The sequence below is a fragment of the Nitratidesulfovibrio liaohensis genome (assembly GCF_011682075.1).
Lineage (GTDB): Bacteria > Desulfobacterota > Desulfovibrionia > Desulfovibrionales > Desulfovibrionaceae > Cupidesulfovibrio > Cupidesulfovibrio liaohensis.
The window spans coordinates 1-8,084 of the sequence record NZ_VSMK01000052.1; the positions used below are offsets into that span (position 1 = coordinate 1).

The 8,084-nt window shown below is 65.3% G+C and carries 7 protein-coding genes and 1 pseudogene; 7 read left to right on the plus strand and 1 reads right to left on the minus strand.

Going from position 1 to position 8,084, the window contains the following annotated elements:
• On the minus strand, positions 1-389 hold a 389-nt coding region (locus FVW27_RS02355; RefSeq protein WP_208294578.1), incomplete at its 3' end, for a permease.
• Positions 390-1,168: 779 nt separating this feature from the next.
• On the opposite strand from FVW27_RS02355, the gene FVW27_RS02360 reads away from it, so the two are divergent.
• The 7 genes and pseudogenes from FVW27_RS02360 to FVW27_RS02390 all read left to right on the plus strand — a co-directional run.
• Positions 1,169-1,945 (plus strand): DUF169 domain-containing protein, encoded by a 777-nt coding sequence (locus tag FVW27_RS02360; protein WP_007525633.1) that lies wholly within the window; start codon positions 1,169-1,171, stop codon positions 1,943-1,945.
• Positions 1,946-2,040: 95 nt separating this feature from the next.
• Positions 2,041-3,183, plus strand: coding sequence for a TSUP family transporter (locus FVW27_RS02365; RefSeq protein ID WP_167122430.1), 1,143 nt, complete (start codon positions 2,041-2,043; stop codon positions 3,181-3,183).
• An 87-nt stretch (positions 3,184-3,270) separates the two neighbouring features.
• The gene (locus FVW27_RS02370) at positions 3,271-3,939 is read left to right on the plus strand and encodes a hypothetical protein (RefSeq protein ID WP_243838160.1); all 669 of its coding nucleotides are present in this window, start codon (positions 3,271-3,273) and stop codon (positions 3,937-3,939) included.
• A 27-nt stretch (positions 3,940-3,966) separates the two neighbouring features.
• The gene (locus FVW27_RS02375) at positions 3,967-4,911 is read left to right on the plus strand and encodes a PhnD/SsuA/transferrin family substrate-binding protein (RefSeq protein WP_167122432.1); all 945 of its coding nucleotides are present in this window, start codon (positions 3,967-3,969) and stop codon (positions 4,909-4,911) included.
• A complete protein-coding gene (locus FVW27_RS02380; protein WP_167122434.1) occupies positions 4,908-7,088 on the plus strand; it encodes an ATP-binding protein in 2,181 nt (726 codons plus the stop codon). Before FVW27_RS02375 ends, FVW27_RS02380 begins: the two co-directional genes overlap by 4 nt.
• A gap of 160 nt (positions 7,089-7,248) precedes the next feature.
• Complete coding sequence (locus FVW27_RS02385; RefSeq protein WP_035067771.1) at positions 7,249-7,608, plus strand: response regulator; 360 nt, start codon at positions 7,249-7,251, stop codon at positions 7,606-7,608.
• A gap of 64 nt (positions 7,609-7,672) precedes the next feature.
• Positions 7,673-8,084: pseudogene (locus FVW27_RS02390) on the plus strand (PEP/pyruvate-binding domain-containing protein); the annotation flags it as partial.

The following is an 8,084-nucleotide window of genomic DNA, read 5'->3' on the forward strand; positions in this document are numbered from 1 at the left end:
GCCACCGCCGTGGCGGCCACCACCGCCGCGCGCAGCCCGGTCATCAGCACGTCGCCGCGAAAGGCCACCCAGGTAGACACCATGACCACCGGGTTCACCACCGGCGCGGCCAGCATGTAGGCCACCGCCGCGGGCACCGGCACCCCCTTGCCCATCATGCGCCGCACCACGGGCACCACCCCGCATTCGCAGGTGGGCAGCACCGTGCCCAGCGCCACGCCAAAGGCCAGCGCCCCCGGCAAGGATTTGGGCACCCGGCGCTCCACCCAGGCGCGCGGCACGAACACCTCCATGCAGGCGGACACCAGCGAACCCAGCACCAGGAAGGGCAGGGCTTCGAGAAACACGGCCAGGGCGGTCTGGGCGAGATGGATGAGGCGTGCGTCCATGGGAATGGTATGTTGAGGAATGATGTGCTGGGGGATGGGTGTGACTGGATGCAATGCGGCTGGCCAGCGGGCGAACCGGCGACGAAGCAATGGCCGGAACGACCGGACAGGCGCCACAGGCCGGACAGGGCCAGCGCTCCCGTGCCGCCACGCCCGCATACCCCGCGCAGCACGTGAATGCAACCGGGTTGCATCATGGCAACCATCCCACCCATTCGTGTCTGTCGACCAGCCACTTGCGCCCCCCCCGGGACGAGCGTTGTGGCCGTGGTTATTTTACACCTGTTTCATGTGTCCATTTCACGCCGTGCATGGTACCAACGCGGGTAAACATCCCACTCAACCACTGCGTTCGGCCTGATATTCCGGCACACATCACCATTAATAATGCAAAATATATCATCATTATTTATTTCACATAAACCTCTCAATAATGCATGCCTTATCCTTGCCCAGCTTGTGCGGAAAGTACATTTTTTCGCATTCCCGTTTTCCGTTGCCCGGTTTTTTCCTCGCTGGTAGGGGCGGCCTACCGACTCGCCACCGTCCCGCATCCAGCTGCCACGGCTGGCAGGCCCAGGCAGAATCACCGGATGCGCACCACGGCCCCCGCCGAAGACACGCACCCCCTTCGTCGGCGGCCCCACCGAATCCCCCCCGCATGTGCGGACACGCGGGGCGGGAACGGATGCGGCGCTTCCAGCCACAGGCCGCGCGGCCACGCCGCGCCCAGGCAGGCACGACACGCAACACGGGCGCACGCCCGAGGAGATCGCACCATGTCGCTGAGCTACAAGGAAATGCAGCACACCCTGATGGACGAGCTGCGTCTGTACCACTACCCCATCGCCGTCAAGTTCTTCTTCGACGAGGCGGAACTGGAAACCTTCAAGGACAAGGCCGAATTCTACCTGCCCGTGAAGCCCATGACCTTCTGCCAGTGGGAAATCGCCGCGCGCATGAAGGGCCAGACCGTGCTGTCCGGCCCCGAAGGCCTTGGTTGCTCCAACGCCCTGGTGTCCTTCGGCTGGAAGGAAATCGACGACAACGAAATCAAGAGCCACGCCAAGTACGTGCGCGACCTGGCTCAGGCCGAGCGCTTCGTGCGGTCCAAGCCGCGCCTGCCCGAAGGCCTGAAGGCCATCGCCGTGGGGCCGCTGGGCGACGCCGTGGTTGATCCTTCGGTGGTCCACTTCTACTGCGACAACATGCAGGCCTACCACCTGGCCGTGGACTACATGGCCGCCACCGACCAGCACCCGCTGAAGACCAACGTGACCATGAACTCCTCTGCCTGCGGCGGCACCGTGTACTCGTACCAGGAAAAGACCGCCAACATGCTGCCCGCCTGTTCCGGCAGCTACAACGCGGGCAAGACCGAGCGCGGCGAAATCAACTTCGTCATCCCCGGCGAACACATCGAAGCCACCGTGGAACGCCTGCTGGAACGCAAGCGCAACCTGGGCAGCGGCGCCATCACCCGCCCCGGCGACAACTTCCCCGGCGCGGACATCTGCAAGAACTGTCCGCTGATCATCTTCAAGAAAGAAAAGTAGGCACGACGAGGGCCGCCGTCCTGTCGCCCCCGTATGCGGCGGCCCCCGTTCCCATTTCGGAAGCGCACCGAAACACCATCCCAAGGAGAGAGACCGTGTCCAAGCACACCAAACACCTGCTGCTGCTCGCGGCCGTCGTTGCCGTAAGCCTTCTGTGGTTCGAGCCCGCCTGGGCCGACAAACTGTCCGACGCCATTGACGGCGCGGTGCAGGCCGGCAAGGTCAAGGCCGATGACCCCGCTGGCTTCCTCGGCATTCCCGGCGCCCCCCACGTCAGCCCCATCCTGTCCTTTGCCTGGGCCGTGTGGGTAGGCTGGATCTTCTCCACCGTGGGCGCGTTCGGCGGCGTCATGGCCGGTGTCGGCCACATGACGGTGTTCGGCCTTGGCGGCTACGCCAAGTCGCTGGGCAAGGACCTGCCCCTGAACAAGGTGGCCACCGACTCCATCAAGGCGTCGAACCAGTGGCTGGTGGGCTTCTCGGCCCTTATCTCCTCGTTCAACTACTACAAGATGGGCCGCCTGGTGCTGCCGCTGGCCCTGGCCCTTGGCGCGGGTTCGCTGGCTGGCGCCTGGGGTTCGGCGTACTTCTTCGCGGGCAAGGTGTCGTTCTCGCAGTACCAGGGCTACTTCGGCCTGTTCGTGCTGGTGCTGGGCGTGTACCTGTTCTGGGAAACCTCCCCCGCTGGCCAGGCTTCCAAGAAGAAGGCCAAGGAAGCCGCCAAGGCCTTTGAAGAAACGGTGAAGAAGATCAAGAGCGGCGAAAAGGTCGATGAAAAGGCCATCGGCGTGCATGTCATCTCCACCAGCCTGACCAAGTGCGTGTTCACCTTCTCGGGCGTGGAATTTTCGTTCAACCCCATCCTGCCCGTGGTGGGCGGCATCGTCATCTCCGCCATCGCCGCGTTCCTGGGCGTTGGCGGCGGCTTCCTGCTGGTGCCCTTCCTGACCAGCATCTCGCAGCTGCCCATGTACCTGGCCGCCGGCACCTCGGCGCTTGCGGTGCTCATCTCCATGGTCACCTCCATCGCCACCCTGGTCAGCAAGGGCACCCCGCTCGACTGGACCATGATCGGCACCGAACTGGTGGGCATCTTCCTGGGTTCCGTCATCGGCCCCCGCACTTCCAAGTACTTCTCCGACATGTGGCTGAAGCGCCTGTTCATCGTGCTGGCCCTGTACGTCGGCATCGACTACGTGCTGCGCGGCTTCTTCAACATCAAGATGTTCGGCGGCTAGCCCGCACATCCCGCCACACGCCGGGGGGCGGGGCCACGGCCCCGTCCCCCTTTCCTTTTCCTGCAAACAGAGGCAACCTGACGCATCATGGATACCCTGCACGCCGCCCTTGCCTGGCTGGACCCCCTGTTCATCGCGCCCTACCGGCTGCCCGGCAACGCCCTGGCCGGCTTCGGGCTGGGCACGGCCGTGCTAGCCCTGTGGTGCATCGTGTTCGGCAGCGCGCTGTCGCTGTGCGCCACCCGCCTCAACCGCCGCCGCCTGGCAGAGCTGCGCCACGGCATGGAGCATCATCACAAATTGTCGGAAGCGGCCCTGCGCGCGGGCGACAAGGAAAGCTACAAGGCGGTCAACAGCCAGGCGCACGACGCCTTCGGCCACTATTTCTCGCTGGGCGGGGCCATGTTCTGCGTCTCCATCATTCCCCTGCCCTTCGCCCTGGCCTGGATGGACATGCGCTTTGCCGGGGCCACCCCGGAACTGCCGTGGGACGCCCCGCTCATCGGCCAGCAGCCTTCCATCCTGTTCTGGTTCCTGCTTCTGTACATTCCGTTGCGCATCACCTATGCCAACGTCATGTCCAGAATAGGGTGGTTCACCCGCCTGCAGGCCTGGGCCGCCACGCCGCCCCCCGGCGCCATCCCCGGCGCGGCCCCCGGCGCTGGCGATTCCGCCTGTCGGGGCAATCAGCGCAGTCAGGCCACTCCGACCAGTCAGATCCATCAAGCCCGGCACGATAGCCGAGACGGCGGCTAGGCCCGCCTTCATCTCCGGAGCTGCACGGTGCGCACACGCTTTCTTGCCATAGCCGCCCTTGTCATGGTCATCGCCGCCGCCATCCAGCTGTGGTGGGACAGCGAACCCGTGACCCCGGTCGACATGACCCGCCGGGCCGAGGTGAAGGCCCCGGAAGCCGTGCCCGCCATCACCTACGCCTACCTGCCGCAATATTCGCACTCCACCTCGTACCTGCGCCACCGCGCCCTGGTGGAATACCTGCAAAAGTCCACGGGTCTCGCCATCCGCCAGGTGTTCCCCGACACCTTCGAGGCGCACCGCCGCATGGTGGAACGCGGCGAGATCGACATCTCGTTCTCCAACCCCATGACCTACGTGCTGCTGGCGCAAAGCGGCGCGCGAGCCTTCGCGGGCATCGTCGAACCTTCGGGCCGGGCCACCTTCCGGGGACAGATCATCGCCCGCGCCGACAACTCGGCCATCAGGAACGAACAGGATTGCCGGGGCAAACGGTGGATCGCCGTGGACCCCTATTCCGCCGGGGGCTACCTGTTCGTGCTGGGCCACTTCCGCGACAAGGGCCTGTCGGAAAGCGACTTCGCCGAAATCGCCTTTGCCCCCGGCCCCGGCGGCAAGCAGGAAAAGGCCGTGCTGGGTGTGTACGCGGGCCGCTACGACATCGCCTCCATCCGCGAAGGAACCCTGGGCATCCTGGAAGGCAAGGTGGACCTTTCCGCCCTGAAGGTGGTGGCCAACACCCGCGAATATCCCAGCTGGGTGTACGCCGCGCGCAAGGGGCTGGACCCGGACATCGTGCGGCGCATCGCCAGCGCCCTGTTCGCACTTTCCGAAAACGACCCCGAGCACGAACGCATCCTGGCTGCGGCGGGCATGCGGGGCATCATTCCCACCACCGACCGCGACTACGCCCCCTGCCGCGAGCTGTTCTCCAAGCTGCGGCTCGATCCTTCCAAGGTGGGGCTGGAATGAACCTGCTGCGCCGTCTGAACTTTCGCCGCAAGCTCAACCTCGGCATCACGCTCATCGTGCTGTTCGTGGCCGCGTTGCTGTCGGTGTTCGTCACGCGCATTGCCGCCAACGCGCTCATAGAGGAAAGCAAGCGGCGCGGCGCGGTGCTGGCCACCAACCTGGCCCTGCGCGCGGCAGACCCCATGCTGTCCACCGACTTCCTGCGCCTGCGCAACCTGGTGGACGAACTGCTGAACGTGGACAGCGACATCGTCTACGCCTTCATCATGGACGACCGGAGCCAGGTGCTGGCCCACACCTTTGGCCGCACCTTTCCGCTGGACCTTCTGGAAGCCAACGAGGCCGAGGACGGCCACCTTGCCGTGCGCCTGCTGGATACCGGTCGCGAACGCATCTACGACTTTGCCGCGCCGGTGATGGTGGGCGGGCGCGAATTCGGCACCATCCGCATCGGCCTTTCGCGCACCAAGGTGCTGGACGTTGTCAACGGCATGATCTTCGCCATCAGCGGGCTTTCCGTCGTGGCGCTGCTGGTGGCCGTGGTCATCAGCGCCCATTTCGCCAAGCGCATCACCGCCCGCATCGGCGCCCTGAAGGAGCACGCAGAGGAAATCGTGCGCGGCAACCTGCACCTGCCCGCCACCACCTCCGCCCGACGCAACTGCTGGGAACAGCGGCTGTGCGGCCGTACCGACTGCCCCGCCTACGGCGACACCGAGCGCCGCTGCTGGTACGTCAAGGGCACCGCCTGCGCGGGCTGCGACGGCAGGGCCTACCCCGCCAAACTCGCCCAGTGCCGCCAGTGCGAGGTGTACGAAACCTTTGCCGGTGACGAGATAGAGGAACTGGCCGACACCTTCGACGTCATGGCTCATGCCCTGCGCGCCCACATCGCCGAACTGCGCGAGACCGAGCGCGACCTGACGCGCCAGCAGGGCATCATGCGCACCATCCTGGAAGTGACCCCCGACCGGCTGGCCCTGCTGGACGAACACCTGCGCTACCTTTCCGTGAACAAGGCCTTTGCCGATTCGCTGGGCCTGACCCCGCCGGAAATCATCGGCAGGAGCGACTTCGACATCTTTCCGCGCGACACGGCAGAAATGCGTGTGGCCGAAAACCGCGCCGTCCTCACCTCCGGCATGCCCATCTACCGCGAGGCGCAGGACCACCGCGACGTCATCCCCTCTGCGGGCGGCAGCAACGCCGCCCCGGATTTCGGCCCCGGGCGCGACGAATGGTTCCATCTGGTCAAGGTGCCGGTGTCCGACGAGACCGGGCGCATCATCGGCGTGCTGTCCACCGCGCGCGACATCACTGCCATCCGCAGCTATCAGGACCAGCTCATCCAGTCGCAGAAAATGGAATCGGTCGGCAAGCTGGCCGGTGGCGTGGCGCACGAGATCAACACCCCCCTCGGCATCATCCTGGGCTACGCGCAGCTGCTGCAAGAGGACGTGCCCCCGGACGCCCAGATGCACCAGGACCTGCAGATCATCGAAAAGCAGGCCAAGTTCTGCCGCAAGATCGTCTCCGACCTGCTGGGCTTTTCGCGCCAGACCCAAAGCCAGAAGAAGGAGATGTGCTTCAACAACTCCATCATGGAAGTGGTCTCGCTGGTGCGCCACACCTTCTCACTGGAGAACGTGACCATCCTTGCCGACCTCGACGACCGGCTGCCGGTCATCTACGGCGCGCCCGAAAAGCTGAAGCAGGTCTGGATGAACCTGCTGCACAACGCCACCGGCGCCATGCCCGACGGCGGACTGATCAAGGTGCGCACCCGGCTGGACATCATGAACATGACCGTCACCGCCTGGTTCGCCGATACCGGCACCGGCATCCCCGAAGCCAACCTGCAAAAGATCTTCGACCCGTTCTTTTCCACCAAGCCCGTGGGCAAGGGCACCGGCCTCGGCCTGTCCGTGTCCTTCGGCATCATCGAAGACCACGAAGGGTTCATCGAAGCACACAGCCCGCTGCCTCCCGGCTTCATCGACGAAGACATGCCCCAGGGCGCAACGCGCGGCCCCGGCACCGTGTTCCGCGTGGTCCTGCCCCTGGAACCCCAGGGTGCCGCCGACCTGCCCGATACCGACCCCAGGGCCAAGGTGCAGGAAGAGGAACCGCAGGAATATCCCAACAATGAGAACCGAACCGGGGAGGGGACCCTTTGAAAAGGGTCTCCCTCCCCGGCCCCCTCCCCCCTAAACTTTTTATTTGTCGGGTAATCTTTCCTTAAAGGGGGTGCAGGGGGCGGATGCCCCCTGCCCGCCGGAGGCGAACAAAAACAACACACGCCCCGGAACAAGAGACAGAAAACAAAGAAGGAAGCCCATGGCGGACATCATCGTGCTGGACGACGTCATCGACGCGGGGGTGCTGATCAAGCGCATCCTGGAGCGAAAGGGCCACGCGGTCTCGGTGTTCACGGACGAGGAAGAGGCCATTGCCCACGTGCGCGGCAAGGGCGCGGACCTGGCCATCCTGGACATGAAGCTGCGGCGCATGACCGGGGTGGAGGTGCTGGAAGAGCTGAAAAAGCTGCGCCCTGACATCCGGGTGATCATGCTGACCGGCTACCCCACCCTGGAAACGGCGCGTGAATCGCTGCGCCTGGGCGCCAACGAATACTGCGTGAAGCCCATCGACAAGGACGAACTGGAAAGCAAGGTGGCAGAGGTGCTGGGCGGCTGACGCCGCCGAGGCGGACTTCCGCATCCGTCCGCCACTTCCACCCCAGCCAGCCCAAGGGAGCGCAATGGCCATCGGCGAACTGTTCCGTCACTGGACCTACCAGGTCTTCGCGCCCGGCACCCTGCTGCGACGCAAGTACAACGCGTTCCGCGAGCTGCTGCGGCACGATTCGCGCAGCCTTGAACTCATCGCCGAGCTGGAGGACATCCACTACGGCAACGAGAAGGTGGACTGGTCGCGCGTGGTCGAGCTGGCCGACCAGTTGGACGACGCGGTGCGCGCCATGCTGGGCCAGCTGATGGAGATGAACCCCGCCCGGTACATGGGCCTGGCCGATTACTGCAACAAGATCGCCTTCTACATGCGCATGGCGGTCAGCGTGCCGGAGCCGGACCTGGCGCCCCCCTACGTCATCCCCCTGGCAGAGGCGCACCAGCGCCCGGACCGCGCGGGCGGCAAGGCCGCGCGCCTGGCCG

Bases quoted from the DNA above. Each gene is read 5' to 3' on its own strand.
- FVW27_RS02360 (WP_007525633.1), top strand. From the start codon at position 1,169: ATGTCGCTGAGCTACAAGGAAATGCAGCACACCCTGATGGACGAGCTG.
- FVW27_RS02370 (WP_243838160.1), top strand. From the start codon at position 3,271: ATGGATACCCTGCACGCCGCCCTTGCCTGGCTGGACCCCCTGTTCATC.
- FVW27_RS02380 (WP_167122434.1), top strand. From the start codon at position 4,908: ATGAACCTGCTGCGCCGTCTGAACTTTCGCCGCAAGCTCAACCTCGGC.
- FVW27_RS02385 (WP_035067771.1), top strand. From the start codon at position 7,249: ATGGCGGACATCATCGTGCTGGACGACGTCATCGACGCGGGGGTGCTG.